Source organism: Candidatus Poriferisocius sp., from assembly GCF_965204145.1.
Taxonomy (GTDB): Bacteria; Actinomycetota; Acidimicrobiia; order Acidimicrobiales; family Bin134; genus Poriferisocius.
In genome coordinates, this window is the sequence record NZ_OZ241977.1 from 2861075 (window position 1) to 2887545 (window position 26471).

At 65.1% G+C, this 26471-nt stretch carries 26 protein-coding genes; 13 read left to right on the forward strand and 13 right to left on the reverse strand.

Features of this window, described 5'->3' with window-relative positions:
* The first annotated feature begins 110 nt into the window (after positions 1-110).
* The 10 genes from ACOGI7_RS13275 (at position 111) to ACOGI7_RS13320 (ending at position 9767) form a co-directional block, all read left to right on the forward strand.
* Entirely contained in the window at positions 111-1736 is a 1626-nt protein-coding gene (locus ACOGI7_RS13275) for an ABC transporter family substrate-binding protein (protein ID WP_419849235.1), read from the forward strand.
* Positions 1737-1748: 12 nt separating this feature from the next.
* On the forward strand, positions 1749-2732 hold the full coding sequence (locus tag ACOGI7_RS13280) for an ABC transporter permease (protein ID WP_419849236.1): 984 nt from the start codon (positions 1749-1751) through the stop codon (positions 2730-2732).
* Positions 2725-3684 carry an ABC transporter permease gene (locus ACOGI7_RS13285; protein WP_419849237.1) on the forward strand — a complete coding sequence of 320 codons (960 nt, stop codon included), beginning with the start codon at positions 2725-2727 and terminating at the stop codon, positions 3682-3684. The genes ACOGI7_RS13280 and ACOGI7_RS13285 overlap by 8 nt, the downstream gene beginning before the upstream one ends.
* On the forward strand, positions 3681-4721 hold the full coding sequence (locus tag ACOGI7_RS13290; RefSeq protein ID WP_419849238.1) for an ABC transporter ATP-binding protein: 1041 nt from the start codon (positions 3681-3683) through the stop codon (positions 4719-4721). Before ACOGI7_RS13285 ends, ACOGI7_RS13290 begins: the two co-directional genes overlap by 4 nt.
* An 85-nt stretch (positions 4722-4806) precedes the next feature.
* Positions 4807-5811 carry an ABC transporter ATP-binding protein gene (locus ACOGI7_RS13295; RefSeq protein WP_419849239.1) on the forward strand — a complete coding sequence of 335 codons (1005 nt, stop codon included), beginning with the start codon at positions 4807-4809 and terminating at the stop codon, positions 5809-5811.
* Positions 5812-5822: 11 nt separating this feature from the next.
* Complete coding sequence (locus ACOGI7_RS13300) at positions 5823-6728, forward strand: ATP-binding cassette domain-containing protein (protein WP_419849240.1); 906 nt, start codon at positions 5823-5825, stop codon at positions 6726-6728.
* Entirely contained in the window at positions 6725-7597 is an 873-nt protein-coding gene (locus ACOGI7_RS13305) for an ABC transporter permease subunit (RefSeq protein WP_419849241.1), read from the forward strand. The genes ACOGI7_RS13300 and ACOGI7_RS13305 overlap by 4 nt, the downstream gene beginning before the upstream one ends.
* Positions 7594-8532, forward strand: a complete 939-nt coding sequence (locus ACOGI7_RS13310; protein WP_419849242.1) for an ABC transporter ATP-binding protein — start codon at positions 7594-7596, stop codon at positions 8530-8532. Before ACOGI7_RS13305 ends, ACOGI7_RS13310 begins: the two co-directional genes overlap by 4 nt.
* Before the next feature lie 19 nt (positions 8533-8551).
* Positions 8552-9250, forward strand: coding sequence for a hypothetical protein (locus ACOGI7_RS13315; protein ID WP_419849243.1), 699 nt, complete (start codon positions 8552-8554; stop codon positions 9248-9250).
* A 46-nt stretch (positions 9251-9296) separates the two neighbouring features.
* Positions 9297-9767: a 2,4'-dihydroxyacetophenone dioxygenase family protein gene (locus ACOGI7_RS13320; RefSeq protein ID WP_419849244.1), complete on the forward strand. Its 471-nt coding sequence runs from the start codon at positions 9297-9299 to the stop codon at positions 9765-9767.
* Positions 9768-9781: 14 nt separating this feature from the next.
* On the opposite strand, the gene ACOGI7_RS13325 is transcribed toward ACOGI7_RS13320, so the two are convergent.
* Genes ACOGI7_RS13325 through ACOGI7_RS13335 form a run of 3 tightly spaced genes read right to left on the reverse strand, consistent with a single transcriptional unit; the run spans position 9782 to position 14789 of the window.
* Entirely contained in the window at positions 9782-12766 is a 2985-nt protein-coding gene (locus ACOGI7_RS13325; protein WP_419849245.1) for a UPF0182 family protein, read from the reverse strand.
* A gap of 12 nt (positions 12767-12778) precedes the next feature.
* Positions 12779-13816 carry a hypothetical protein gene (locus ACOGI7_RS13330; protein WP_419849246.1) on the reverse strand — a complete coding sequence of 346 codons (1038 nt, stop codon included), beginning with the start codon at positions 13814-13816 and terminating at the stop codon, positions 12779-12781.
* 10 nt (positions 13817-13826) lie between these two features.
* Positions 13827-14789 carry a PDZ domain-containing protein gene (locus ACOGI7_RS13335; RefSeq protein WP_419849247.1) on the reverse strand — a complete coding sequence of 321 codons (963 nt, stop codon included), beginning with the start codon at positions 14787-14789 and terminating at the stop codon, positions 13827-13829.
* On the opposite strand from ACOGI7_RS13335, the gene ACOGI7_RS13340 reads away from it, so the two are divergent.
* Entirely contained in the window at positions 14764-15177 is a 414-nt protein-coding gene (locus ACOGI7_RS13340) for a hypothetical protein (protein WP_419849248.1), read from the forward strand. The two genes, ACOGI7_RS13335 and ACOGI7_RS13340, sit on opposite strands and share 26 nt — an antisense overlap.
* On the forward strand, positions 15174-15782 hold the full coding sequence (locus ACOGI7_RS13345) for a HEAT repeat domain-containing protein (RefSeq protein WP_419849249.1): 609 nt from the start codon (positions 15174-15176) through the stop codon (positions 15780-15782). The genes ACOGI7_RS13340 and ACOGI7_RS13345 overlap by 4 nt, the downstream gene beginning before the upstream one ends.
* Positions 15783-15827: 45 nt before the next feature.
* Here ACOGI7_RS13345 and ACOGI7_RS13350 read toward each other — a convergent pair whose 3' ends face one another.
* The 3 genes from ACOGI7_RS13350 to ACOGI7_RS13360 are packed head-to-tail and all read right to left on the reverse strand — an operon-like array spanning position 15828 to position 18462.
* Positions 15828-16823 carry a rod shape-determining protein gene (locus ACOGI7_RS13350; protein WP_419849250.1) on the reverse strand — a complete coding sequence of 332 codons (996 nt, stop codon included), beginning with the start codon at positions 16821-16823 and terminating at the stop codon, positions 15828-15830.
* A 3-nt stretch (positions 16824-16826) separates the two neighbouring features.
* Positions 16827-17318 (reverse strand): molybdenum cofactor biosynthesis protein MoaE, encoded by a 492-nt coding sequence (locus ACOGI7_RS13355; RefSeq protein WP_419849251.1) that lies wholly within the window; start codon positions 17316-17318, stop codon positions 16827-16829.
* A 49-nt stretch (positions 17319-17367) separates the two neighbouring features.
* Positions 17368-18462 (reverse strand): NAD-dependent epimerase/dehydratase family protein, encoded by a 1095-nt coding sequence (locus ACOGI7_RS13360; protein WP_419849252.1) that lies wholly within the window; start codon positions 18460-18462, stop codon positions 17368-17370.
* A 62-nt stretch (positions 18463-18524) separates the two neighbouring features.
* Between ACOGI7_RS13360 and ACOGI7_RS13365 the strand changes: the two genes are divergently transcribed.
* Positions 18525-19703, forward strand: coding sequence for a zinc-dependent metalloprotease (locus ACOGI7_RS13365; protein ID WP_419849253.1), 1179 nt, complete (start codon positions 18525-18527; stop codon positions 19701-19703).
* Here the strand turns inward: ACOGI7_RS13365 and ACOGI7_RS13370 are convergent.
* Genes ACOGI7_RS13370 through pstC form a run of 7 tightly spaced genes read right to left on the reverse strand, consistent with a single transcriptional unit; the run spans position 19642 to position 26458 of the window.
* Complete coding sequence (locus ACOGI7_RS13370) at positions 19642-20925, reverse strand: MFS transporter (RefSeq protein WP_419849254.1); 1284 nt, start codon at positions 20923-20925, stop codon at positions 19642-19644. The genes ACOGI7_RS13365 and ACOGI7_RS13370 overlap by 62 nt on opposite strands.
* A gap of 22 nt (positions 20926-20947) precedes the next feature.
* Positions 20948-21673 (reverse strand): response regulator, encoded by a 726-nt coding sequence (locus ACOGI7_RS13375; RefSeq protein ID WP_419849255.1) that lies wholly within the window; start codon positions 21671-21673, stop codon positions 20948-20950.
* Positions 21670-22842, reverse strand: coding sequence for a sensor histidine kinase (locus ACOGI7_RS13380; protein ID WP_419849256.1), 1173 nt, complete (start codon positions 22840-22842; stop codon positions 21670-21672). The genes ACOGI7_RS13375 and ACOGI7_RS13380 overlap by 4 nt, the downstream gene beginning before the upstream one ends.
* Before the next feature lie 3 nt (positions 22843-22845).
* Complete coding sequence (gene phoU / locus ACOGI7_RS13385; protein ID WP_419849257.1) at positions 22846-23625, reverse strand: phosphate signaling complex protein PhoU; 780 nt, start codon at positions 23623-23625, stop codon at positions 22846-22848.
* Between the two features lie 20 nt (positions 23626-23645).
* Positions 23646-24518, reverse strand: a complete 873-nt coding sequence (gene pstB, locus ACOGI7_RS13390) for a phosphate ABC transporter ATP-binding protein PstB (RefSeq protein WP_419849258.1) — start codon at positions 24516-24518, stop codon at positions 23646-23648.
* A 39-nt stretch (positions 24519-24557) separates the two neighbouring features.
* Positions 24558-25514 carry a phosphate ABC transporter permease PstA gene (gene pstA / locus ACOGI7_RS13395; protein WP_419849259.1) on the reverse strand — a complete coding sequence of 319 codons (957 nt, stop codon included), beginning with the start codon at positions 25512-25514 and terminating at the stop codon, positions 24558-24560.
* Positions 25514-26458 carry a phosphate ABC transporter permease subunit PstC gene (pstC, locus tag ACOGI7_RS13400; RefSeq protein ID WP_419849260.1) on the reverse strand — a complete coding sequence of 315 codons (945 nt, stop codon included), beginning with the start codon at positions 26456-26458 and terminating at the stop codon, positions 25514-25516. The genes pstA and pstC overlap by 1 nt, the downstream gene beginning before the upstream one ends.
* Positions 26459-26471 lie beyond the last annotated feature (13 nt).

Below are 26471 nucleotides of genomic sequence, written 5' to 3' on the forward strand. Positions count from 1 at the left end.
TCTCCTTCGCTACCGGTTGAGGTTACAACCGCCGGACACCCGGATATGTTCCCTTCGCTTCCATGCTATCGACCTTAGCGACATCCGACGACCGGGATATCGTGTGCGGCGTGCGGAAAACCGGAAGAACCAAGGCCAACCCCAAGTGGCACAAGCTGATGATCGCCCTCTTGGCACTTGCCCTGCTGGGCTCAGCCTGCGGCAACGACGAAGCGCCAAAGGAGGTGGTCATCGGATTGGAGCAGGAGATCACCAACTTCAACAATCTGACCGCCGCCGACCAGCTCCTGGCCGGTCGCCAGATCATGCGAGCCGTCTGGCCCACCTGCGTTCGGATCCGGCCTGATTTCTCCTTCGAGCCGTACTTCTGCGAGTCGCTTCCCACCGTCATCACCGAGGATCCGCTGGTTGTGGAATACCGGCTGCGGGAAGACGCCACCTGGAGCGACGGTACTCCGGTCAGCTCCGACGACCTGGTGTTCTTTTTCGAGAACTGCAACGAGGCCGGGGACGACTGCGGCAGCACCGCGGGCTTCGACAGCGCGGAACTGGAAGTCGTGGACGATAAGGCCGTTCGGCTCAGTTGGCCAGCGGGCCAGCCCTACGTTGAGTACATCCAGCTGTTCTCCGGCCCGTTCCCGCCCGCCCATCTGGGCCGTGACTGGAGCGAGGGATTCCGCACCGACCCGGGAGTCGGCGCCGGCCCCTATGTGGTGGACGAGTACAACCCGGGCAGCGATCTGACCCTGGTGGCCAACCCCACCTGGTTCGGCGCCGGGCCCGGCATCGACGAGGTCACGTTCCGGTTCATCAGCGATGTGGGCAACCTGCCGCTGGCGCTGGAGAACGGCGAGGTTGACGTGATCTACCCGCAACCCCAAGTGGACCTGGTGGAGCAGGTCAACCGTATCGGCGGGGTGGAGACCTCTATCACCTTCGGGCCCACCTGGGAGCAGATCACGTTCAACACCACCACGGTGCCGCTGGAGGCCCGCCGGGCCATCGCGCTGGCCCTCGACCGGGAGTTGATCGTGACCGCGCTGATGCGGCCGTTCTCCGAGTCGGCCCAGGCCCTGGGCAACCGGGTATTCATGAACGGCCAAACCCAGTACGAGGACCACACTCCCGCGGAGTTCCAGCAGCGGGACCCCGCCGCCGCCCGCACCGTTCTGGAAGCCGCCGGCTGGGAGCTGGACGGCGATGTCTACGCCAAAGACGGCCGGCGCCTGAGCCTGCGCATCCGCACCACCGGGGGCAACAACCGCCGTGAGCAGTTCCAAGAACTGGTGCAGAACCAACTGGCCGAGGCCGGTATCCAGATCACCATCGACAACCTGCCCGGCGGAGAGATCTTCCCAGCGCTCCTCGGCGCCCACAACGACCCGCCGGGCCCGCCGGGAGACTTCGACTTGGCCATCTTCGCCTGGGTAGGCGGTCCCCTCCCCGCGGCCTCAGCCTCTCAAGTATTCGGCATCGACAGCGAGACCAACCTGGGGGCCTACGTCGACGATCGGGTTGACGAGCTCTTGACCGAAGCCACCTTCACCCTCGACCTCGACCGCCAAGCCGAGCTGTTGAACCAGGCCGACGCCCTGATGTGGGAGACGCTCCCCAACATCCCCGTCTACCAACTCCCCTTCTTCTTGGCCTGGGATGAGAACATCCAGAACATCCAAGACAACCCCACCACCGAAAGCTTCACATGGAACCTCGAAGAATGGGAGCTGGCTAGCTAGCTTTTTCCATAAGTGCTCGGTTACGCGACACGCAAGCTGCTCATATCGGTCGTCGTACTGTTCTTCGCCACCCTGGTGGCCTTCCTGCTGGTGGCCACCGTGGACCCCATCGCCGAGCAACGGGTCTTTCTCATGTCGCAACCGGGAGGCGCTGAGCAGGTCGATCGGCTGGAAGCCAGTTTGGGCCTCGACAAGCCCCTCATCGAGCGCTACGGGAGCTGGCTCGGCGATCTGGTCACCGGCGACATGGGCACTTCTACAGACAAAGGCCGACCGGTCACCACCCTGCTGGGCGAGGCCATCCCGGTCACCTTGCGGTTGGTAATAGCCGCCACCGTTATCTCGGTGATCGTCGGCGTGGCAGTGGGGGTGGTGAGCGCGATCCGCCAATACGGCGCGTTCGACAACATCTCCACCTTCTTCGCCTTCTTGTTCTTCGCCATGCCGGTGTTCTGGCTGGGCGCAGTGCTCAAGGACCTGGGTATCCGGTTCAACGACTGGTGGGGTCGGCGCATCTTCTACACCATCGGCGAGCAGTCGCCCCGGCTTGATGCCGACTTCTGGGGGACTTGGGCCGACCGGGCCGGCCACATCATCCTTCCCGCCCTCACCCTCATCGCGATCCAATTGGCCGCCACCAGCCGCTTCCAGCGTTCGGCCATGCTCGATGTGCTGGAAAGCGACTACATCCGAACCGCCCGAGCCAAAGGAGTGCCGCGGCGCCGGGTCATCACCCACCATGCCCTGCGCAACGCGCTCCTGCCGGTAGTGAGCTTCACCGGGCTCACCTTCGGCACCCTCATCGGCGGCACGGTTGTCACCGAAGTGGTCTTCAACTGGAAGGGCATGGGCCGCCTGTTCCTGGAGTCTCTGCTGAACGGCGATGTCGCCGTTGCCCAGGGCTGGCTCCTGGCCGTGGGCATATCGGTGATCATCGTCAACCTGCTTACCGATCTGACCTATGGCCTTCTGGATCCGAGGGTGAGAGATGGCTGAAGTACCGGTCGGAATCCTCGTCGGCGCTCCGGCCGAACCGGAAGCCCGAACTGGCTCTATGCCTGGCCAAGGCGGTGCCCCAACCGAGCCAGAGGCAAAATCGCAATGGCGGCTGGTGCTTCGCCGGTTTCTCGCCCACCGGGTGGCCGTGGCCGCCGGCATCGTGCTGGTGGCGGCCTACGTGTTCAGCTACGCCGCCGAGCCGCTCACCGGCTGGGGTTACAAGGACTTGTCGTCTGATCTCTCCGAGGGACCGTCAGCCGACCACTGGTTTGGAACCGACACCATCGGCCACGACATGTTCGCCCAGTCGATGCGGGGACTTCAGGTGTCAGTCCACGTCAGCTTGGTAGTGGCGGGCATCGCCACCGTGCTGGGGTCGATCATGGGCGCGGTGCAGGGATGGTTCCGGGGCCGGGTAGACGGCGCTCTGGGGCTGTTGGTGGATTTCCTGCTCATCCTTCCCCTCCTGCCGGTGCTGATGGTGCTGGGCACCCGCACTCGGGCCAGCGGCGGCAGCTCGCTCATGTTCGTGGCGGTGGTAATCGGCCTGTTCCTGTGGGCACCGTTGGCCCGGGTGGTGCGGGGCGAGGTGTTCTCCATCCGGGAGAAGGAGTACATCGAGGCGGCCGAGGCCCTGGGGGCGTCGAACTCCCGGATTATCTTCCGCCACCTCATCCCCAACGCAATGAGCTCGATCATCGTGTACGCCACCCTGACGGTGGCCACCGCCATCCTGCTGGAGACCGCGCTGGCCTTTTTGGGCTTCGGCATCCAGCCCCCCGAGGTGTCGCTGGGATCGCTGGTGGACGAGGGGCGCGACGCGGCCCGCACCCGGTGGTGGCTCTTCTATCTGCCGGGCGCGGTGCTGGTGCTGCTGGTGCTGTGTGTGAACTTCGTGGGCGACGGGCTGCGCGACGCCCTCGACCCCCGCCGGGAGCAGCGGCGATGACCGGCCAAGCTGGAACTGGAGGCGACGTCCCGGTGCTGTCGGTGCGGGACTTGGAGGTGGTGTTCCCCACTCCTGACGGCGACGTGCAGGCGGTACGGGGGGTGAGCTGGGATGTGTACGAGGGCGAGGTGCTGGCCATCGCTGGCGAATCCGGCTCGGGAAAGTCGGTCAGCGTTATGGCCGCCTTGGGCCTGCTGCCGGCCACGGCCCAAGTGAGCGGCACCATCGCCTACCGGGGCCGCGACGTGCTGGCCATGACCGACAAGGAACTCGAAAAACTGCGGGGATCGGCCATCTCCATGGTGTTCCAAGACCCGATGACCTCGCTGAACCCGGTGATGACCGTCGGGGCCCAGATAGCCGAGGGGGTCCGCATCCACCAGCAGACCAAGACTGCTGTCGCCCGGACGAAAGCAGTCGAGCTGCTCGACTTGGTGGGCATCCCCAACGCCCCCCAGCGGGTGGACTCCTATCCCCACGAGCTGTCGGGCGGCATGCGCCAGCGGGCCATGATCGCCATGGCCATCGCCAACGACCCCGATCTGCTGATCGCCGACGAGCCCACCACCGCCCTCGACGTCACCATTCAGGCCCAAGTGCTCGACGTGCTGGAGCGGGCCCGAGAGGCCGCCGGCTCAGCTTTGGTGGTGATCACCCACGACCTCGGCGTGGTAGCCCGCACCGCCCACCGGCTGCTGGTGATGTACGCCGGTCGGATAGCCGAGACCGGAATGGCCGACAACGTGTTCGAACGCCCCGCCCACCCCTACACCGCCGGCCTTCTCGGCGCCATACCCCGCCTCGACGCCCCCAAGGGCACCCGCCTGATGCCCATCGAGGGCACCCCGCCATCCATGCTGGCCCCACCCCCCGGATGCGCCTTCGCCCCCCGCTGCCCCCGAGCCACCGACATCTGCTCCCAAGAGACCCCCGCCCTGCGCCCCATAGGCAACCAACTCGCCGCCTGCCACCACGCCGAAGACCAGTACCACTCACACAACAACAAAACAAAAGAGGACCGAGATGACCAACGGTAGGCGGCTCGGGGGGTGGCGCCGGTGGCGGACCTGGCCGCTCCGACGGCCAGGCCGGCCTCCGGTGACAGGACCCGCCGAGCCGCCGGTGGATGGTAAACCCCTGGTCGAAGTCACCGACCTAGTCAAAACCTTCCCCATAAAGTCCAAAGGCGTAGTCCGCCGCACAGTAGGCACAGTCCAAGCAGTAAGCGGCGTCTCCCTACACATCAACCAAGGCGAGACCCTAGGCCTGGTCGGCGAATCGGGTTCCGGCAAATCCACCATCGCCCGCTGCATCCTCCGCCTCACTCAACCCACCTCGGGCTCGGTGCGATTCAAAGGCCAAGACCTGGGCGAGCTGAGCCGCCGCCAGCTCCAAGCCCTACGGCAAAACATGCAGATCGTGTTCCAAGACCCGATGGCCTCGCTCAACCCCCGCATGACGGTGTCGGCCATCATCGCCGAGCCCCTGCGGATCCACCGCACGGGCGGCGACATCCAAGCCCGGGTGGGCGAACTTCTGGAACTGGTCGGCTTGAACCCCGAGCACAGCAACCGCTATCCCCACGAGTTCTCCGGCGGCCAGCGCCAGCGCATCGGCATCGCTCGAGCCCTCGCCCTCAAGCCCGAGCTGATCATCCTGGACGAGCCGGTGTCGGCCCTCGACGTGAGCATCCAGGCGGGCGTGCTCAACCTGCTGGAAGACCTCCAGCGCACCCTGGGACTGACCTACCTCTTCGTGGCCCACGACCTGTCGGTGGTCCGCCACATCTCCGACCGGGTGGCAGTCATGTATCTGGGGCGGATTGTGGAGACCGGTACCGGATCGGAGGTGTACGAAACCCCGGCCCATCCCTACACCCAGGCTTTACTGTCAGCAGTTCCGATTCCCGATCCCAAGCTCGAGAAGAGGCGGCGACGCATCGTGCTTGAAGGGGATGCGCCAAACCCAGCCTCGCCCCCGTCAGGATGCCGCTTTCGGACACGATGCTGGAAGGCGCAGTCAATCTGCGCCGAGTACGACCCGGAGTTGCTTGATCTGGGCATCGGACACCCGGTTGCCTGCCACTTCCCCACCCCCGACGACCTGATGGGGGCTGAGCAGGGATAGGGTTTCGGCCAGTGTCCGACATCGTCATCTCCGCTCGAGGAGTGCAAAAGAGCTACGGGTCGAATCACGTACTCCAGGGCCTGGACTGCGACGTCGGGCGGGGCATCACCGGGCTGCTGGGACCCAACGGCGCGGGCAAGAGCACTTTCATGGGGCTGATCCTGGGGCTGCGCCCCCGCCAGGGCGGCCAGCTCAACGTGCTGGGGGTCGACCCCGACCAGAGCGGGCCTGAGCTGCGAGCCCGACTGGGCTATGCCCCTGAGCACCACGATCTGCCCGAAGACGTGCAGGCCGCCGACCTGGTGCGCCACATCGCCCAACTCCACGGCCTGCCCCGACGGGCAGCCACTGAGCGGGCCAGCGACGCCCTGTGGCAGGTCGGCCTGGGCGAAGAGCGGTTCCGCCCCATCGGCACCATGTCCACCGGGCAGCGCCAGCGGGTGAAAATGGCCCAGGCCATCGCCCACGACCCCGACCTGCTTCTACTGGACGAGCCCACCGACGGCCTCGATCCGGTACAGCGCGACGACATGCTGGCCCTCATCCGCCGGGTGGGCAGCGAGTTCGGCATCGACATCCTGCTGTCGTCGCACCTGCTGGAGGAAGTGGAGCGGGTGTGCGACTCGGTGGTCATCCTGGCCAACGGCGTGGTGGGCCACAGCGGCACACTTCAAGATTTGGGATCCACCTCCGCTGGGGTGAGGGTGGAACTAGACAGCGATCCCCAACCGCTGGCTGCCGCGTTGGCTGCCCGGGGCGCCGAGGCCGCGGTTGACGGCCACACCCTCATCGTGACCGGCGTCGATGCCTCCACAGACCTGATTCGGGATCTGGTGGCCGATCTGGGCCTGGGCCTTCGCAGGCTGGAGCCCCGTCGCACCAGTCTCGAAGACGTGTTCATCGAGGCCTCCCGATGACCGAGGCCCGCATCCACGACCGAGGCTATCTGGCCTACGACGGCCCTCGTCACGGCACGCAGCGCGCCATGATGAATCTGAGCTTTCACACTATGCAACGAGTGCTGGGGCTGAAGCGGTCCAATTGGCAGAAGGTCCTCCCCGCCATCGCCCTGTTGATCGCGTTCGTGCCCGCAATCGTGTTCATCGGAATTGCTGCCTTTCTGCCTCGCGGGGATGAACTGGGGCTGGATTCCACCTCCGACTACTACGGGTTCATCACCGGCGCCCTTTTCCTGTTCACGGCGTTCGTCGCCCCGGAGGCGGTATGCACCGATCGCCGCAGCGGCATGCTGGGGCTGTATCTGGCATCGCCGCTGAGCCGGGACACCTATCTGGCGGCCAAGTTCACCGCTGTCGCCGCCGTGCTCAGCATGATGACCTTGGGGCCTCCCCTGTTGATGCTCATCGCCTACACCCTGGCCGACGCGGGACCCGATGGGGTGAGCGGCTGGCTGACCGACCTGGGCCGAATACTGGCGTCGGGAGCAGCTCTGGCCATTTTCTGGACAGCTCTGTCGCTGGCGTTGTCCAGCCTCACCTCACGCCGCTCCCTGGCCAGCGTGGGTATATTCGTCGGCTTGCTGGCGAGCTCTGCGGTGGGCGACGGCCTCTCCGAGGGTGCTGATCTCGGCGATTCGTATGCCCTGTTCAACCTGGTCGCCCTGCCTTTCGAGGCTGTCTATCGCATCTTCGGAGAAACCAACGTCGACGGGCCGCCCATCATTGACGTCGACACTTGGGTGATATTCCTAGCCCTCGTCGGGCTCATCGCCGCCTTCGGAGCATTCGCCCGCTGGCGATACCAGCGAATCGAGGTCGAGGGATGAGCCAAGCGCAAGCCAGCCCTCCGCCCATGGTGCAGGCCGCCGGGGTGTCCAAGTGGTTCGGCGACTTGGTGGCGGTGTCAGATGTCAGCTTCAGCATCGGGGCCGGGGTCACCGCGTTGCTGGGACCCAACGGCGCGGGCAAGTCCACCCTGCTGCGAATGATGTGCGGCTTGGCCCGGCCGTCCAACGGAGCGGTAACCGTGCTGGGCAAAGACCCCCGCGCCGACGTGACCGTGCTGGGCCGCATCGGCATGGCCCCCCAACAGGAGTCGCTGCTCGATTACTTGAGCGGTCGTGAGTTCGTGGAGTTGGCCGCCCAACTTCACCAGGTCCCCGATCCGGTCGAGGCGGCCAGGCACGCCATCCAGACGGTAGAACTCGACCCCGACGATCCCCGGCGACTGTCTACCTACTCCAAGGGGATGCGCCAGCGCATCAAACTGGCCCAGGCCATCGTCCACAACCCTCTGGTCATCGCCCTCGACGAACCCCTCACCGGCCTCGACCCCCGCCAGCGGCGGGAGATGATCGATCTCTTCCACCGGCTGGGGGCTGAGGGCAAGTGCGTGATCGTGTCCAGCCACGTGCTCGACGAGGTGGAGCGGTTCGGCTCCCGGGTGCTTGTGATCGCCCAAGGACGGCTGGCCGCCGAGGGGGACTTCCGGGAGATCCGCAATCTGATGGACGACCGGCCGCTGCGCATCAGCATCCGCACCGATCAGCCCCGAGCCCTGGCCATAGCGCTCTTGGACCGAGGTGTGATCTCCGGTTGCCGCCTGGAAGGGGACAACTCGGTGGTGGTGGACACCTCGGATCCAGTGGCATTCCGCCGGGCAGTGGCTCCGGCAGCCCGCGATCGGGATGCCTCGCTCCTAGAGTTGCGCCCGGTCGACGATGACTTGGAGAGCGTCTTTCGATATCTGGTGGGCCAATGAAGACGCATCTGGAGGCCCAGTGAATCCCCACATCTACCGGGTGGTTGTTCGCAGCCAAATCAGCACCGGCCGGCTGCTGGCATTGTCCGGGCTGAGCGGCGTGGCCATCCTTCTTGCATTCGTGGCCCGAGCAGCCGACGACCCGGTGGAAGTCGCCACCAGGAGCATGGGCACATTCGGCACCAACGTCTTCGCCCCATTCATCGCCTTGGCACTGGGCTCGGCCGCGCTGGGAAATCTGGTGGAAGACCGCACCCTGGTGTACGTGTGGCTGCGCCCGGTTCCCCGCCACACCGTCGCCACCGCAGCTTTCGCGGCGGTGATCAGCGTGGTTGGTCCCATTGTGGTGGCAGTGATGACTGTGGCCGCGGCCATCACCGGCGTCAGCGATCTCCTGGTCGCCACCGCGGTGGCGACCGCACTGGCGGTGTTCGCCTATTCCGGGCTCTTCTTGGCTCTCGGGCTTCGATTCAAACGGTCACTGCTTATCGGCTTGGGCTATATCGCCATCTGGGAGTTGCTTCTGTCCCGATTGGGCGACTGGTTCGCCCGGCTATCAGTGCGCAGTTACCCCATGAGCATCCTCTCTGACGCCACTGACGTGAGCATGCGGCTGGCCGACCGCTCCACGCTGGCGTCGTACATTGTTCCGCTGGCCGTCGGGCTGGCCGGGCTGGTCTACACGTCCTGGCGCCTCACCCGCACCGAGATCGACTGACGCGCCGCTAGGGGTCATCGGCCAAGCAAGGGCATAAGATTCCCCCATGCTTGACATGATGGTTGCCCCCACCGCCCAGCACATCGGAGAGGACGACCTCCCCTGGGCCTACGGCGAAGACGGAATCGGCCTCAAGGTGCTCCAGATCAAAGAGAGCGAGGGATTGTGGGTCATCAAGAACCAGTTCCCACCGGGCTATTCGGTGCAGACCCACAAGCACACCGGCCAAGTGTTCGCCTACACCAGCGCCGGGGCCTGGGGGTACGCGGAGAGCGACTTCTTGAACCGGGCCGGGTCGTTCCTCTATGAGCCGGCTGGCTCCGTCCACACTCTGTACACCCCCGAGGACAACACCGAGACCACCGACGTGTTCTTCGCCATCTGGGGCGCCAACCTGAACATGGACGCCGAGGGCAACATCGAGAGCATCACCGATGGCCAAACCGTGTTGATGGGCTACTACTTCATGCTCGAAGCCCAGGGCACTCCCCGGCCCAACAACATCCTGCTGGATTAGCCGCTGCTTGGCGCTCAGCCGCCAGCGGAGTCCAAGAGGGACTCCAGTTCCCCGATAAGACCGTCGAGGCGGCGGCGGTCCTCGTCGATGGAATCCTGGGTGGTCCGCAGCTCTGAGATGAGCTCGCTTAGCGCTTGCCGGGTGTCCTCGTCTATTGGGGTCTCATCGGAAATCGATGGCGCCGCGGTGGGAGCAGGAGCAGGCTCGGCGTCGTCAGGCTCCGGCGTAGCCGACTGAGCGGGAAATACCGACAGCCCGTCCTGATCGGACAGGGCGGCCAAGGCCTCGTCCAGGGTCGGGCGGATAACGAGCACGAAATCGTCGTCGTTTCCGATACCGGCGATCACCTGCTTCACCTGGGGCAGCTCGGTCTCCCCGGTGGCCTGGACGTAGACCGGGCGCACGAACAGCAGCGAGTCACCCACCGGGAGCATCAGCAGGTTTCCCTGGAGAACGGTGGACCCCTGCTGGTTCAGCTGGGTGAAGGCGTCGGCAATCTGGGTGTCGGCCTGGATCTTGGCGTCCACGATGCTCGGACCGGGAATGTTGGTGCCCGGCACGGTGTACACCACCAACTCCCCGTACTCGTCGATGTCGCTCTTGGCGGCGATGAACGCGGTCAGCTCTTTGCGCTCGTCCTGGTCGTCGCCCGATCCGGATATGGGGACGAACGTTCGGAAGATCACGAAGTCCACGTCGTCCTCTTCGGGGAGTTGGAGAAGCTGGTAGAACGGCCGGATTCTCCGCTCAAGCTGGCGGGTGGCCGCTGCGGTGGCGGTTTCCTCGGCGGCAATAGCCTCGGTCACCTCGTCCAGGAACGTCCGGGCGGTGATCCGGGTGCCGGGGTCCTGGGCCACGGCCCAAGTCACCGAGTTGGCGTAGAAGGTCTCGGGATCGTCAATGAAGTAGCGGGCCCACATAGTGGTCTGTACTCGGAACAGGTCTTCGGGGTAGCGCAGATGGTTCTGGAGATCGGCGGGCATCTGCTCGAAGTCCTGGAACAGCCCGGGGAAGATCTTGCGCCATGCCTGGATGATGGGATCTTCGGGGTCGATCACATAGAAGGTGGTGGTGCCGTCGAAGGCGTCCACGACCACCTTCACCGAGTTGCGGACGTAGTTGAACCGCTTGCGCAGCCCGCTGTCCGCCGACAAGTCGCTCACGTCCGGTCGCTGGCCGTAGGGATAGCGGTCGCTGGTGGTGTAGGCATCGACGATGTAGAACACCCGCCCATCGGAGACCACCGGATAGGGATCAGCGTCCAGCTCCAAGAACGGGGCCAGGTTTTGCACCCGGAGCCGCAGGTCCCGGTTGAAAATGATCCGGGAATCGCCGTCCACAAAACCGGATATGAGCGGGTTGATGTCCCCGAAACGCAGGGCAAACGCCGCTTGGCGGAAGAAGCCGCCGATGCCCACGCCGTCGTCGCCGTCGTATTCGAACGGGACCGTCTCGTTTGCCTTGGTGTAGTCCACCTCGGGAATCGAGGCCCCAACGATGGCGTAGCCGGTGAGGTTCTCGCCGATGTAGAGCTGAGGCCGGGTCAGCTCAAAGTCGGCGCTGGCCACCACCGGAACGTCGCCGACCGCGAAGTCGGGAGAACCCTGGGTGGTGACCGAGTTCACCGGGGCCACCGCCACGCCGTACCCGTGGGTGTACTGGACGTGGCGACCCTCCCACGACTGCTGGGGGACGTCGGCCACGTTGAGTTGGCGGGCGCCGATCACAACCTCGGTAACCTCCCCTTCGATCTCGTAGCGGTCGACGTCCACCTCGTTGTTGAAGGTGTAGAAGGTCCGCTCCGACTGCTCCACTTGGAAGGCATTGGGCACGATATCGGGGTCCAACAACCGGATATTGCGCACGCTGGGATTGCCGGCGAGCTCTTCGGCGGTTATCTCAGTGTCAAGTTCGTCGAACGAGATGGTGGTGACGTTGTCTGTTTTGTTTGCGTCTCCGGGGACTTTGTCGAATCCCAGGGCGTGGCGGGTGGCCTCGATATTGCGCTCGATGTACTCCTTCTCTTTCGTGGACTCTTCCGGCTCGACCTGGAATCGCTGGATGATGGCCGGATATATCGCCCCCATGACGATGGCCACCACCATCCACAGGCCCACCGCAGTCACCGGCAGCACCCAGCCCCGCTGCCAGATGTTGATGACCAGCAGAACCGCCGACAGCGCGGAGATCAGCAGCAGCAATCTGAGCGCGGGCAACTGGGCGTTGACGTCGGTGAAGGTGGCGCCGTCCACCGGTCCTCGAGACGAGAAGTTGAGGCCGAACCGGTCGTAGTAGTAGCCCACGGCCCGAACCAGGGCGATCAGGGCCAAGAGAACCGACAGGTGGACTTTCACCTGGGGAGTCACCCGCTGCCCGGTGGTCTGCACCCGGATGCCGCCGTTCACGTAATGGGCGATGGCGGTGATGACCGCCACGATGATGAGGGCCCGGAAGAACCAGCTGATCAAGAACTGGATAAACGGCAATTGGAAGACGTAGAAGCCGATGTCGCGTTGGAACTGCGGATCATCGATGCCGAAGTCCACGCTGTTGAAGAACAGCATGGCTTTCTGCCACTCCCCGCCAGTGCCACCGCCCACGATGAGGGCGAACAAGATGGCTACCACCACACTCACCAGCCGGCGGCGATGGCCTACCGCATCGTGGTAGTGGCGAATCAGCTCCTCTTCAGGCCCCGGCGGGCGGGTTTGGGGCGCCAGGCGGTCGGCGATGGCCAGATTGGAGTACAGCAGCAAGAAGAAGATGGCGATGAAGATGACCGACAAGACAACTCGGTAGACCAGCATCTCGGTCCAGACATCCCCGTGGCCCAGCGAGTCGAACCACAGGTAATCGGTCCACATGCGGGCCGTACCCCGCAGAGACAGGATGGCGGCCAGCAATACCAGCAAGATGAGCCCAGCAATGATCTTGGACCGGCGAGAGAACCGCGGCCGAGACGGAGGACGCGGCCTGAACACATCTCGGGGATTTCGCATACCGAGTGCAGACTAGTCTTTGGCCACTGGAGCTTCGGCAGCGTCCTGGGTTGAATCTTGCGATTGGTCGCCCTGCGAGCGCAGGCGGGCGAATATGGCGTCCACTTCACGGCTGTCGTCAACACTGGCCAGCACGGGATGCTTGGCCGCAGCCTCCACCGGATCTGGCTCGACAGAGGACAGCAGCGTCACGCCTTCCTGGACTTCGGGAGCGGAGTCGCTTTCTTGGATCTGAGGAGCGGGATCGGCTTCGGGGATCATCCCTACGTTTTCGGCATCATCCAATTCCGACAACAGGGCCAAGTCGGTGGGTTCGGCCTCGTCCTCCACCCGACGGGCGGCGGCATCGGCCTGGACCTTGGCCTCGGCCAACGAGAGTTTGGCCGACTCCATCGACTGGTCGATGGAACTGCGGGCTTCACTCAAGATGGACATGAGCTTGTCGCGGCCCGCCCGCAGCCGCTCGACCTGGGCCCGGGCTGCCTGGCGGCGACGGGCCATATCTCGCAACACGGTGAGACGGAGGGTCTTGGCCTTCTCCACGATCTCCCGACCTTGGGCCCGGCCGTGCTCTACTTCGGCCTCCGCCTGCTCTCGAGCCTCCTGAAGCAGCCCGGACACCGCCTGGGCCTGGTCGTACGCTTGCTCCAGGAGCTCGGCCAGCTCGTCAACTCCCGTGACGTCCTGCTGGGATCGCAACTCCTCGACCGTGGCTTGAAGCTCTTCGGCCAGGCGACGGGCTCGAGTGGCCATCTCGCCAGCCTCGGCCTGAGTCTGCCGTCGAGAAGCCTCCACATCGCTGACGAGCAGCTTCACCCCCTCCGAGCTGAACTCAGCCTCGGGCTCGGGCTGCAACTCGGCTTGGGCCACCTGCTCTCGAAGGTCTCGGATCTGCTGCTGGCCGGCCTTGATCTGATTGCCGACCGACACCAGATAGGCCTGGACTTGCTTCTGGTCGAATCCCTTGCGGGCAATGGCGAAACCCTGGCCAGACACGTGGTCAGGGTCCAGTCGCTCAAAAGGAGTCTCCGCGGGAAGGCGCTCGGCCATCGCTCAGATCTTAGTTCCCTGCTAATGCGGCCAACGCCTCTTGAAGGGTGTCCACGCCTACTACCCGCATATCGCCGCTGACATGGTCGAGGGCGTTGCGCAGGTTGGCGGTGGGGACCAATAGCAGGTCGACGCCCGCCCTTTCTGCCGCGATGGCCTTCTGATCCACTTCGCCGATGGCCCCCACCGACCCGTCGAAAGAGATCGTGCCGGTGGCCGCCACGTGACGTCCGTTGGTCAGCTCTCCAGGCATCATGAGGTCGATGATTCCAAGAGTGAGGGCCAGCCCGGCCGACGGACCCCCGATTGTGCCGCTGTCGATGTCGACCTCTACCGGCAGGTCGCCGATGTCGACCCGCTCGCGTGCCTCAACTCCGATCAGCGTCCGGTCGGCATCGTCCGGGGACGCAATCAACTCCACCGTGACCGACTCAACGGGACCGTCTTCATACCATTCGACATCCAAGACCACCGTCTCTCCGGCGCTCCGCGCCAACAACACTTCGGCCAAATCTTTCAATTCGGCCACGGGGACGCCATCAATGCCCACGATCACGTCGCCCCGCTCCAAGACTGTGGCGGCGGGTGACCCGGGTATGGCCTCAGCCACGATGACCCCGGAGGCGTGACGGGGGATCTCATAGCCCAGGTGCTCCAGTGCCACCACGACCGCCGTGTGCTGGGAGGTTTCCATTCTCAGCTCGTTAAGCCGGCGAAGCTCCTTGCGGGTACCGCCCCCGGTGAAGGTCTGCTCCGGTTCGATGTCGACCCCCGACTCGAACTCGGCGCCGATCCGCTCCCAAATGGTCAGCCGCTGGCTGACCAGCACGGTCACCAGGGCAATCTCGCTGTCGGGGGGATAGACCTCGGCGCCCGAAATGGTGACCCGCGACGGAACGTCTTCCACTGAGCCGGGGCGAACCGCCACCTGATCGGTGAGCCAGAAGGTGAACACCACTGAGGTGATCGCCATCAAGAAGATCACCACGCCCACCGGGATCAGCCATTTCATGTGGCGCCGCCACCATGACGGCGCCCGGTCTTCGGCCGGTGGAACTATCCTGGAGGGCTCTGTGGTCGATTGGTCGCGCATTTGGGTTTCCCTCTCCGACGATACTTGGGCAACGCTGAAAAACGGGTGGCAGCGCAAGTGGGCCGAATGGCGAGAGACGCGGGCCGAGCGGGATGTGCTGGCCTCCTACCGGGCCGACTACGGCGAAGGGGCCCGCTTTCGATGGTGGCAGCGGTTGCGGGCCGCCGTCGGCCTGCTTTTTGTGGTCGTGCTGCTCGGAGCAGGCCTGACCATGTTGGTGGGGCTCTTCTTCATCGGTTTCACGATCGCGTTGGAAACGCTGGTGTGAAAGAACCCAGAGAAGACCCCCATGAGCCAAGCCGACGCGAAGTGGTGATCGCCGGACACATCGGTGATGTAAACACGGCGCGGGCTGCCGAGAACGACGAAGACCCCCGCGTTCGGGCATCGGCTCTCGGGGCCTTGGACCGGATGGGAGTGCTGGCCGACGGCGAACTGCGAGACGCTCTGTGCGATCCGGCACCGAAGGTGCGGATGCGAGCCGCTGCTTTGACGGTTGGGCGTCCGACGGTGTCGCCTGCCCCCCTGTTGGACGACCCCAGCGACGACGTGGTGGAGACTGCCGCATGGGCCTGCGGGGAGCGAGAGACGGTAGATCGGGACGCGGTGTCCCGGCTGGCGGAGTTGGCCACCGGCCATTCGAACCCCCTAGTGCGAGAGGCGGCCGTCGCCGCGTTGGGAGCCATCGGACATCCCGACGGACTCGACGCCATATTGGCGGCAACCACCGACCGCGTGACCGTGCGCCGTCGGGCAGTACTGGCTCTGGCACCGTTTGACGGCCCGGAGGTGGACGCCGCCCTCAATCGGGCCTCCCAGGACCGGGACTGGCAAACGAGAGACGCCGCCGAGCTGCTCACCAACTCTGACTAGCGGTCCGGCTCACCCCATGAACCCAAATCACTCCATGAACCCAAATCACTCCATAAACATCGCTTGGACGTCTTCGAAGGACTCCAGGCAGCGGCCCGCTCCCACCACCACCGACTCCAGGGGAGCGTCCACCAGGCTGACGGGGACCTCCGCGGCCTGGGACAGCCGATCGGCCAAGCCCCGCAACAGCGAGCCGCCTCCGACCAAATGGATGCCGCGGGTGATCACGTCTTGGGACAGCTCCGGTGGGGCTTCAATCAGACACGCCACCACCGAGTCGACCACTGCGGAGAGAACCTCAGCCACCGCGGAGCGCACTTCGAACGGCGACAAGACAATGGTCTCCGGGAGTCCGTTCATGAGATTGCGGCCCCGAACCTCGGCATTGCACTCGCCGGGAACATAGGCGGCGGAGCCGATGGTGATCTTCACCTCCTCGGCGGTGCGCTCGCCGATGGCGATGCCGAACTCGCGCCGAACGTAGGCCTGGATGGCGGCGTCGATGTCGAACGAGCCCACTCGGATGGCCTTGAGCGAGATGACCCCGCCCATGGATATCAGCGCGGTCTCACTGGTTCCGCCTCCGATGTCGACCACCATGTTGCCGATGGGCTCGTGGATGGGCAACGAAGCCCCGATGGCCGCGGCCAACGGCTGCTCGATGAGCCGGGTTTCAGCCGCCCCCGCTCGTCGAGCGGCCTCGACCACCGCCCGCCTCTCGACGGCAGTAATAGCCGAGGGCACACAGATCACTACCTTGGGCCGGCTGAACCGGTTGACCCCGGCGTCCATCAAGAGCAAGCGGATCATGCGCTGGGTCACCTCGAAATCGGTGATCGCCCCCTTGCGCAGCGGACGCACGGCCACGATGTGGGCGGGCGTGCGGCCGATCATCTGCCATGCTTCTCGTCCCATCGCCAGCACTTCGTTGGTTCTGCGGTTCAACGCGATCACCGAGGGCTCGTTCAGGATGATCCCCTGACCGCGGGCATAGACCAGCGTGTTGGCGGTGCCCAGATCGATCGCCAGGTCTCGAGCCATGGATTAGCGGACCGATTCTCCCGAAGGATGGACGGCTTCGGCATCAGAGATGTGCTGGGCTTCCAAGCCCCAACTCTCGCCTCCTTGCCAGGCTTCCTTCTTCCAGATGGGAACGGTGGCCTTCAGACCGTCGATGCAGAACCGGGCGGCGGCAAACGCCTCCTCGCGGTGGGGCGTCGAAACCGCAGCCACCACCGCCGAATCGCCGATCTCCACCCGGCCCACTCGATGCAGCAGCGCCACCCGGCCGATGTCCGGCCACCGGGCCCGAGCCTCGTCGACCAACGCCTCCAGACGAGGCACCACCTGCTCTTCGTACGCCTCGTACTCCAACACGGTCACCCCAGGGCGTCCCTCTGAGTGGTCGCGGGCCGTGCCGCTGAACAGGACGGTGCCACCGCAATCCGGTCGACCGACCCAAGCAAGCACGCGGTCCAGCGGCAGGGGCGCCTCGCTCAGCCCAATCCACACCTCAGCGGCTTCAGGCGGATTCACAGACTGAGTGTAAACCCTTCTCTCCCGTCGGTTTCCAACACGGCCGCCATCAGCGGCGAAATAGCCGACGGGCAACAGCCAGCACGCCCCACGCGACGCCCAACCCTCCCGCCACCGCGCCGAACAGGGCAATCTGCTGACGGCGGCGGGAATCCAGCATGCCCCATGGGGGGCTCTTGTGCCCGGAGATGAAGGCCTGCTCGCTGGTGAACTGGGGGGACCAGCCCGCGGCCCGCAGCCGGTCGCTGGCCACCACCCAGGGAAATCGGGCGTAGCGGAACACGCCGGGGCTGGTGGGCGCCGAGCCGTTGCCCAAAGACAGCACCCCGGCGCGCGAAAGAGCGGGGCCCTTCTTCCACCACCATGTCGTCACACGGCGCAGGAGCTGTTCAGACATGTTGAACCGGTGGGTGCGGCCCACGAGATCGAGGGCCGTCCCGCTGCTGATCCAGCCCTGCGGGGCCACGTTGTACACCCCGGTCAGATCGCCCACCACGCACAGCTCCACCGCCGCCGCCAAGTCATCCATGTGGAGGAATTGAACGGGGACCTCGCTCTCCCCGTTCAGGTTGGCCGCCGACCGCAGGGAGCGGACCACCCAGCCCACATGCTCCTCGGCCAAGCTGGCCGTGGGCCGCAAGGTGACGATGTCCACCTTGGGATGCTCTTCGGCCCACTGGGCGGCAAACCGCTCCTGCTCGGCCTTGTTGACGGCAAAACCGCACTCGGGAAGGGGGCGCAGCGCCGAGGCCTCGGTGAGCGGCACCGGATTGTCGGGCCAAGCGCCATAGACCATGGCCGAGGACATCAGCACCAGTCGGCCGACTCCGGCGGTGCCAGCGGCATCCAGCAGCCGACGAGTCACCTCGGCATCTCGAGTGCCCTCCGACTCGTCCTCCGACCACGGCTCCAGCGCCGACACCAGATGAACCAGAACGTCCACATCAGCCAACAGGGCCTCGAGGTCCAGCTCTGCAATGTCGCCGGAGACGTATTCCATCCCGACGATGCCGGGATCGGGGCGCAGGTCGAGGCCGATCACCGAGTCGACCCGGCAGTGATCCACCAGTCGGCGGCCGACGCGACGGCCGAGAGGGCCGCACGCGCCGGCAACAGCCACAGAAATCGCAGCGGTATCGGCCACCTATCGAGGCTACGGGGATTTCGCCTCAACTGCTACTGGAGTATTGCCGGTAGCCTCACAGTGTGAGCGAACCTGACTCGCCCGAGGAGTTCAACCCTTTCAAGGGAATGCCGATTTTCGGAGACCTCGGCAAGCTCTTTTCCCAGCAGGCCTCGTCCACCTGGGAGACAGCGCGCCAGTTCGCGGTGGCAGTGGCCACCGAAGGTCAGTCTGAGCCCAACGTCGACCCCCGCGACCGCATCACTCTGGAGGAACTGGGCCGGGTGGCCGAGCTCCAAGTGGCCAATGCCACCGGGCTGTCCACAACCCGCGACGGCCAAGCTGCCACGATCCTGCCGGTGACCCGAGCACAATGGGCCACCGCCACACTGGACGCCTACCAAGATCTGCTTGAGCCCATTGGGAACGTGGCAAGCCGGGTTGAATCGGAGGAGGCATCCTTTGATCCCGCCCAGGCCATGTTCGGCCAGATTTTGAAGATGATCGGCCCGGTCATGCTGAGCATGACGGCCGGAAGCATGGTGGGCAATCTCGCCCGCCGAAGCCTGGGCCAATACGACCTGCCCATTCCCCGCGGCGGCTCGGAGTTGATGGTGGTGCCCGCCAACATCGACGCCTTGGCCGACGAGTGGAGTTTGGACCCCTCTGACCTGCGGCTTTGGGTGTGCCTGAGCGAACTGACCCATCATGCGGTGCTGTCGATTCCCCATGTGAGCCAGCGGATTGACGAGCTGTTGGCCGATTATGTCCGGGGATTCGAGGCTGACCCTGGTGCGCTGGAGAGCCGATTGGGCGAACTGGACCTGGCCAACCCCGATTCGCTGAGCGACCTCCAGTCGGTGCTGGGCGACCCCGAGGTCATCCTGGGGGCGATCCAGTCGCCGGCCCAACGGGTGCTGCTACCGCAGGTCACTGCCTTGGTGACGGTGATCGCCGGCTATGTGGACTGGACCATGGACAGCATCGGACAGGGGCTCATCGGCTCCTACCAGCGTCTCAGCGAGGCTCTGAGGCGGCGACGGGTGACCACCGATGTGTCCGACCGCTTCATTGAGAGGATGTTCGGCCTCGAACTCACCCAGGACCAGTACGACCGGGGATCGGCCTTCGCCAGCGGGGTGGTGGAGCGGGCCGGGGCCGACGGCTTGGCCCGGCTGTGGCATTCGGCGCGTGAGCTGCCTACCCCTGCTGAGGTTGATGCTCCCGGTTTGTGGCTGGCCCGAATCGACCTACCCGACTAGGAGACCGCCGCAGCCAGAAGAGCAGGACAGCGGCTGCCGCGGCGACGGCGATGAGAATGAAGCCGATGCGGATGGGAATGGGAATGACCACGGGGATCAGCGCGCCCAGCACCCAGAAGATCTGGAAGCGGGTCTCGAAGACGGCGAACGAGCGGCCATGGTCGGCACCCTCGGCGTCGCGCTGGACAATGGAGTCGAAGGAGAGCTTGCCGGCACTGGCGGTCATGCCCACTCCCAGGGCAAGCAGCAGAGTGGAGCCGTAGCCCCCACCCCATGCGGCCACCAGGCCGACGAGGAACAGGGCGACCAGCGCGGCGGCGATAATCACCTCCTCGCGAATCCGGTCCCGCAGCTTGGGGGCGAGGAGCGAGCCGACCAAGAAGCCGCCGACCAAGGCGGCGGCCACCAAGCCCAGCTTCCACGCCGGGCTGGCGTCGGAGGCCACATCTCCCTGAAGGGCATGGCGAATTCCGGCCCCGAATGCTCTGCCCACCCCGGAGAGGTCCACATCATCAGCGCCGCCCCGCAAAGCGAACGCGGCCAGAAAGGTCGTGAACCCCACGATGCCCCGCAGCGTGCCGGTGGCCGACGCCGCCTTGCGGATGCCCACGCCGCGGAGTTTGCTCACCTCGTCATCGTCAATCGGTTCCGGCACTACTCGGCCCGGAGGAAGCGACAGGCAGGACAGGGCGCACAGGATGTACACCACCATGGCCATCCCCACCGCCCACGAAGGCCCTCCCAGCCAGTTGGCCAGCAGCGCGGGAGCAGCTCCGATGAAACCGCAAACGCTTCCCACCAGCGCCAACCGGGCATTGCCCCCCACAAACTGCTGCTCATTCCGCAAGATGAGGGGCACCATGGAGGCCTTGGCCACCCCGTAGCTCTTCTGGAGGATCAACATGGCGAAGGAGAGGGGAAACAGCAGCAGCGAATCCATGTTGGAGATCATCAAGAAGGCGAAGAGCGCCCGCCCCGCGTTGATGGCGAAGATCATGGGGCGCCGCCCGCCCCGGAAGCGGTCCAGGGCCGGGCCGATCAACGGGCCGACCACCGCGAACGGGGCCATGGTCAACAGCAGATAGAGGGTGACCCGAAGCCGGGCCGCGCTGGGATCAATGGAGAAGAAGAGCGACCCGGCCAATGCCACCGTGACCATGGCATCGCCTGCGGCCCCGAGGGCATGAACCCTGACCAGCCGCAAGAACGGGGTATTGATCACACTATGAAGATATCGGCGGGGCCTAGGGCGGCGCGGTCTCTGCCGGGACGCCGGTGGCGTACTTGTAGCCCAGGCCGCGGATGGTCACGATTCGGCAGGGATTGGAGGGATCGTCTTCGATCTTGGATCGAAGACGCTTGATGTGGACATCGAGGGTCTTGGTGTCGCCCACATAGTCGCTGCCCCAGACCTGGTCGATCAGCGCGTCGCGGGTCAATACCCGCCCTGCGTTGGTCAACAGCAGCTCAAGGAGGTCGAACTCCTTGAGCGGGAGCTCGATCGGCTCGCCCCGCACAAACACCTCATGGCGCTCGGGGTCGACCGCCACATCGCCCACTTCGATGACGTCTCCCCGGAATGTTTCGCTCTCGGCGGTCCATCGGGATCGCCGCAGCAGCGAGCGCATGCGGGAGATCAGCTCTCGCAGGCGATAGGGCTTGGTCACGTAGTCGTCGGCCCCCACCTCCAGGCCGACCACCGCGTCGATCTCCTCGCCCTTGGCGGTGACCATGATGATGGGCACCTGGGAGCGGGCCCGGATCTGGCGGCAGACATCCACCCCGGAAACCAGGGGCAGCATCACGTCGAGCAGCACGATGTCGGGGGAGTAGGCGTTGAAGAAATCGAGGGCTTCCTTGCCGTCGCGGGCCACGTTCACAGTGAAGCCCTCCCGGGTCAGCCCCACGGTCAGCGCCTCGACAAACGACTCCTCATCTTCAACGATGAGAACCCGGGCCGACCCGCTCATGCCTGCGCTCCAATTGGTTGCAGGATTTCGGACATCGGCACCGTCAGCGTGAATGCTGACCCTTCTCCAACCGTCGACTCCACCCGGACCTCGCCCCCATGGTTGGTGGCCACATGACGCACAATGGCCAAGCCCAGGCCCACGCCGCCATCGGTGCGCTCTCGGGACCGATCCACCTGGTAGAAGCGTTCGAAGATGCGCTCTTGGTGGCCCGGGGGAATCCCAAAGCCCTGGTCGCGAACCTCCACCTCAACCCAATCTCCCTCCAACCGAGTTGTGACCTTCACCGGTCGGGCGGCCTCCGAATACTTGACCGCATTGTCCAACAAGTTGAACACCGCGGAGGTGAGCTGCCGACGGTCAGCGTGGACCACCAAGTCCAGCGCGGGGAGAACGGTTTCGATGGGAACCTCCTTCTCCTCTGCGGAGGGCTTGGCCCGGGAGAGGGCATCGCTGATCACATGCTGGATCGCAATTGGTGCCCGCTCGGATGACTCATCGCTCTCGATCCGGCTGAGCTCTAGGAGGTCGTCCATGATGTCGGACAGGCGAATGGCCTCGGCCTGCACTCTCATCGCCAGCCGAGAGGCCACCTCGGAGTCGCGCTCGCCGGCCAGAGTCTCGGCCAGCAGGCTGAGCGCCCCCATCGGGGTCCGGAGCTCGTGGCTGATGTTGGCCACGAAATCCCGGCGCATGGCGTCAAGGCGCTGGGGTTCGGTGATGTCGTCGATGAGGGCGACCGAGCCGTAGTCCCGGCCTTCAAGCGTCAGCGGCATGGCGCTGACGAACAGGCAGCGGCGAGGGGGTCCGAACAGCTCGACCTCCCGCTCCACCGCTCGCCCTCGGGCCGCCTCGGCGAGCAGCTCGGCCACCGCGGCCTCCACCAGGGCCTCACCGTGGCGGGCTTCGGTGAACTGCCGGGCGTAGGAGTTGCGGTACAGCACATTGCCGGCGTCATCGGCCATCACCACACCTTGGGTAATGGCGTCCAGCGACAGCCGGAGTCGGGCCTCGCTTTCCGCCACCTCGTCCTCATGGCGGCGGTGCATCTCATCGTCTCGGCGGCGGCTCTCCTCGGCGTCGACAAAGTGCCGGTGCTCTCGCCACGCCACCGCCCCCACCAGCACCAGGCCCACCACCGCGGCCACCACAACCAAGGCCACGATCACGGGTCAATCCTCGTCGGTCTCTTCGTCGGTTTCGTCGGTGAGGTAGATCTCTGGCCCTTCGTGGGCGCCACCACCGGTTTCGTCGAGGTGCTGGTGCTCTCGGATCTTCAACCGGGCCGACCCGGTGTGCTCCGGAAGCCATCCCGTCACCATGTACACCACCCGTTCCCCGATGTTCACCGCATGGTCGCCGATGCGCTCGTAGTACCGGCTGATGAGGCAGAGCTGCACCGCGGCTTGAAGGTCGATGGAGCCGTCGTTGTGGGCTTGGAACACGGCCTGCACACAGTCGCGGTTTAAGCCGTCGAGTTGGTCGTCGATGTCGTCGAGGGCGGCGGCCAATCCCGCGTTGCCGTCAACATAGGAGTCGATGGCCAGACGCATCAGCCGACAGGCCTCTTCGCTCATCCTCACCAGCAGGCCCCGAAGGGTGGCGTCGTAGCGGGTGCCGTAGATGCGCCGGGTAGCCTTGGCGATGTTGACGGCCAGATCGCCCGACCGCTCCAGTTCGGCATTCAAACGGAGGGCAGAGCTGAGGGCCCGAAGATCACTGGCCATGGGGGCCTGGAGAGCCAGCACATGGTGGCAGCGCTCCTCGAGGTACACCGACAGGTCGTCGAGTTGGTCGTCGCCGGTGATGAGTTGCTGGGCCAATTCCAGGTTGGACTCAAGCAGTGCCTCGGTGGCCCGGGGAACGGCCTCGGTCACCAGCGCGGCCATGCGCACGATGCCAGCCTGGATCTCGTCCAGTTCCTCGTGGAAGGACTTGCGCAGTTCTCCCACCCCGGGCTCGGGACCGGTACTCAGCCGAACCTCCCGGTGACGTAGTTCTCGGTCCGCTCATCGGAGGGGTTCGAGAAGATGGTCTCGGTGCGGTCGTACTCCACCAAGAGCCCGCACCGCTGGTCGGTGGTGGAGTCGAGTTGCGCAGTGAAGAACGCGGTGCGGTTGCTGATGCGGGCCGCCTGTTGCATGTTGTGGGTGACGATCACGATGGTGTAGTCGTTTTTGATCTCCTGCATCAGATCTTCAATGCGGGCGGTGGCGATGGGGTCGAGAGCCGAGCACGGCTCGTCCATCAAAAGAACGTCGGGATCGACGGCTATGGCGCGGGCGATGCACAGACGCTGCTGCTGGCCGCCGGACAACCCGAGGGCGGAGTCCTTCATCCGGTCGTTTACCTCGTCCCACAGGGCGGCCCGGTTCAGAGACCGCTCCACGATGTCGTCCAAGTCGCTCTTCTTCTTGGCCATTCCGGTAACCCGGGGGCCGAAGGCGATGTTGTCGTAGATCGACTTGGGGAACGGGTTGGGCTTCTGGAACACCATGCCGATGCGGCGGCGCACTTCAACTGGGTCTACCCGGGGGTCGTAGATGGGCACGTTCTGGAAGTCCAGGCGGCCCTCCACCCGGGCGGTGGGGATGAGGTCGTTCATCCGGTTGAAGCAGCGCAGCACCGTGGTCTTGCCGCAACCGGAGGGGCCGATCATGGCGGTGATCTCGTGCTTGTACACCGTGAAGGAAGCATCTTGAACGGCCCGAAAGTCGCCGTAGTACACGTTCAGGTCTTCCACCTCGAACACCGCGTCGCCCACGGCATCCGGGGCGGCGGCCTGCACCGTTCGGTCGAGGTCCAGACCGAGACGGGGAGAGGCTTCCGGTTCTGCTTGCTCCATCTGGTCGGTCCTTATGCTCTCAGTGACAGCTTCCACGAGTCATCCTCTCTTCTTCTCGAAGTGGTTGCGCAAGAAGATGGCCGCCGCATTCATCAGGATAACGAATACCAACAGCACGACGATGGCCGCCGCCGCGGCCTCGGCAAAGCCCGGATCGCGGCCCGAGTTCTGCACCCACTCCACGATGATCACCGGCATGGCCATGAAGTGCTTGGCGTTGATGGCGCTGAGGTCGAAGAATCCCGGATTGCCTCCCAGCCGGCCGGAGACCGCCCCCACCAAGAGCAGCGGAGCAGCCTCGCCGATGCCTCGTGACATAGACAGCAGCGTCCCGGTGAAGATGCCGGGCGCGGCGTAGGGCAGCACCTGGCTGCGAATCATGGTCCACTTGGTGGCCCCCACCCCGTAGGCCCCCTCCTTCAGCCCCTGGGGTACCGCTCGGATGGCCTCTTGGGCGGTGATGATCACGATGGGAAGCACCAGGATGGCCAGAGTGATGCCCGCGGCGGCAATGGACTTGCCGCCGGTGAGATCACCCAGGCTCTTCACGAACAAGAACAGTCCGAGCAGGCCGTACACAATTGAGGGGACCCCGGCCAGGTTGCGGATGTTCAGCTCGATGAACCGGGTGAACCGGTTCTTGGGAGCGTATTCCTCCAACCAGATGGCGGCGCCGATGCCGATGGGGAAGGCCAGCACGGCGACGAAAACCGCGATCCAGAACGTGCCCACCAAGGCTTGATGCACGCCCAGCTTGGGGTCGTCGGAGAGGGAGCGCATGGTACCTGCCAAGAAGCCGCCCGGTCGTCCGGTGAGCACGCCCCAGGAATCAACCACCACGTCCACAATCAGCACGCCGAGGATGAACAGCGAGATCAGCAGGGTGGTCAGCAGGGTGATCTGAAACACTCGGCCCCGCACATCGGTGGTCCGGCGCTCCATGGCCTTCACCATCATCTTGTTGGTGCGATCCCCGACGAGCCGTGCCTTGGCCATCAGTACTGCTCTCTCACTCGGTGGACGAATCGATCGGCCACCAGATTCAAACCGAAGGTCACGATGAACAGCACTAGACCCACGAAGAAGAGGCTCTGGAAGGTGAGGCCCTCGCCCACCACGCTGTCGGTTCCCCGGGCCAACGAGGTCATCCCCGCTGTCATCGTGAGGCTGCCGTCCAGCGGGTCATGGGTGTAGACGGCGGTTTGGGCCGCGCCCCCGGCCATGAACACCACCATTGTCTCGCCCAAAGCCCGAGAAACGGCCACTATAAACGCCGCCATCAAGCCTGAGACGGCGGCGGGCAGCACCACTCGGACCGTGGTGGTGATCTTGCGGGCCCCCAACCCGGAGGATGCTTCCCGCAGCGCCATCGGCACCGCCTTCATGGCGTCCTCAGAGATGGACGCCACCAGTGGAACCACGAGAACCCCTACGCCGATACCGGCGGCCAGCAGCGAGCCGGCCGCCGGTCCTCCGAAGAGGGTTTTGACCACGTTGGGGGCTATCCACTCCAGAGCGAAGAAGCCGAGCACCACGCTGGGAATCCCGGCCAGGATCTCCAAGATGGGCTTGAGGGTTCGGCGGACACCCGGTCGGGCGTATTCCGACAAATAGATGGCGGCGCCCAAGCCCAACGGGCCAGCCACGATCATGGCGATGCCGGTGACAATCAAGCTGGCCACGATCAGCGTCTTGATGTCGTAGATGCCCCGGCGGGGGAACCAGCCGATATCCCAGACCGCGCCCCAATCCACCTCGACCATGAACGTCCAGGCTTCGGAGAACAGCGACCAGATGATCAGGCCGGAGATCAACACCGACACCAGCGCGGTGGCCCCCAGAGAGTCTCTAATCAACCGCTCCTTGCGGGCCTGCCGGGGGTTCGCCGCCAGCGATTCGACGGAGAACCCCTCAGCAGGATCGACCCGGGTGTCGGTCACGAGCACACGCTAC

What these genes read in the sequence shown, in the direction of transcription:
- ACOGI7_RS13285 (WP_419849237.1), top strand. Translation starts at nt 2,725, where the DNA reads ATGGCTGAAGTACCGGTCGGAATCCTCGTCGGCGCTCCGGCCGAACCG.
- ACOGI7_RS13290 (WP_419849238.1), top strand. Translation starts at nt 3,681, where the DNA reads ATGACCGGCCAAGCTGGAACTGGAGGCGACGTCCCGGTGCTGTCGGTG.
- ACOGI7_RS13305 (WP_419849241.1), top strand. Translation starts at nt 6,725, where the DNA reads ATGACCGAGGCCCGCATCCACGACCGAGGCTATCTGGCCTACGACGGC.
- ACOGI7_RS13310 (WP_419849242.1), top strand. Translation starts at nt 7,594, where the DNA reads ATGAGCCAAGCGCAAGCCAGCCCTCCGCCCATGGTGCAGGCCGCCGGG.
- ACOGI7_RS13320 (WP_419849244.1), top strand. Translation starts at nt 9,297, where the DNA reads ATGCTTGACATGATGGTTGCCCCCACCGCCCAGCACATCGGAGAGGAC.
- ACOGI7_RS13325 (WP_419849245.1), bottom strand. Translation starts at nt 12,766, where the DNA reads ATGCGAAATCCCCGAGATGTGTTCAGGCCGCGTCCTCCGTCTCGGCCG.
- ACOGI7_RS13330 (WP_419849246.1), bottom strand. Translation starts at nt 13,816, where the DNA reads ATGGCCGAGCGCCTTCCCGCGGAGACTCCTTTTGAGCGACTGGACCCT.
- ACOGI7_RS13335 (WP_419849247.1), bottom strand. Translation starts at nt 14,789, where the DNA reads ATGGCGATCACCTCAGTGGTGTTCACCTTCTGGCTCACCGATCAGGTG.
- ACOGI7_RS13350 (WP_419849250.1), bottom strand. Translation starts at nt 16,823, where the DNA reads ATGGCTCGAGACCTGGCGATCGATCTGGGCACCGCCAACACGCTGGTC.
- ACOGI7_RS13375 (WP_419849255.1), bottom strand. Translation starts at nt 21,673, where the DNA reads ATGAGCGGGTCGGCCCGGGTTCTCATCGTTGAAGATGAGGAGTCGTTT.
- pstB (WP_419849258.1), bottom strand. Translation starts at nt 24,518, where the DNA reads ATGGAGCAAGCAGAACCGGAAGCCTCTCCCCGTCTCGGTCTGGACCTC.
- pstA (WP_419849259.1), bottom strand. Translation starts at nt 25,514, where the DNA reads ATGGCCAAGGCACGGCTCGTCGGGGATCGCACCAACAAGATGATGGTG.